The sequence below is a fragment of the Mycobacterium persicum genome, assembly GCF_002086675.1.
GTDB classification, from domain to species: Bacteria; Actinomycetota; Actinomycetes; order Mycobacteriales; family Mycobacteriaceae; genus Mycobacterium; species Mycobacterium persicum.
On the sequence record NZ_MVIF01000269.1, the window covers coordinates 1 to 851 of the forward strand.

The following is an 851-nucleotide window of genomic DNA, read 5'->3' on the forward strand; positions in this document are numbered from 1 at the left end:
CTCTCTGCCAACCTTGGGTGAGGCACTCGCCCCCTGATAATTAGTGACCCGAGGGCGGGGATGGAGAGTTTCCCCGAGATGACGAGCAAGGTGACCGTATTGGCCCCCCCGGTAGGGATCGATGATCCTGGTCGGGTGGATGGCGATAGTACCCAGCGGCCCGATCCGCAGGTGCCCGAGCGGGCGAAACGGCGGACGTTCACCGCCAAGTACAAGTTGGAGATCTTGGCGGCCTATGAGGCTGCGGCCGAGGGTGAGAAGGGCGCGTTGCTGCGCCGTGAGGGCCTGTATTCCAGCCACATCGTTGAGTGGCGGCGGGCCCGCGACGCGGGCGCGTTGGCGGGGTTGGCTGCCCCGCGTGGACGCAAGCGGCGCGACCCACAAGGTGAGCGGATCGCCCAGCTGGAGGCCGAGAAACGCCAACTGGAGCAGGAGCTGGCCAAGGCCCGCTTCGTGGTGGATGTCCAGGCAAAACTGCACGCGCTCTTGGAGACGCTCTCCGAGAGCGCGGAGCCCGAGAACGGGTCGAGGAAGTGAGCGACGCCATGATCGCCGAGCTGGCGCCGGAGATCGGCGTGCGGGGCGCCTGCGATGCCGTGGGTGTGGCCCAGGCCAGCTACTACCGCCGGCACCGGCAAAGCCCGCCTGCGCAGCGGCCGCGGCCGGTCCCGCACAAAGATCGGCCGCAGCCGCGGGCGTTGTCGGCCGCCGAGCGGGCCGCGATCCTCGATGAGTTGCACAGCGAGCGGTTCGTGGACATCTCGCCGACCGAGGTGTGGGCCACCTTGCTCGATGAAGGCCGCTACCTCGGCTCGATATCGACCTTCTACCGGCTGCTACGCCAAGCCGGT

At 68.2% G+C, this 851-nt stretch carries 1 protein-coding gene and 1 pseudogene; both read left to right on the forward strand.

Annotated features, from left to right (window positions below; translation table 11 throughout):
* The first annotated feature begins 135 nt into the window (after positions 1-135).
* Positions 136-537, forward strand: coding sequence for a transposase (locus BST40_RS28310; protein WP_122526709.1), 402 nt, complete (start codon positions 136-138; stop codon positions 535-537).
* Positions 534-851 (forward strand): annotated as a pseudogene (locus BST40_RS28315) (IS3-like element IS1141 family transposase); the annotation flags it as partial. The gene BST40_RS28310 and the pseudogene BST40_RS28315, both read left to right, overlap by 4 nt.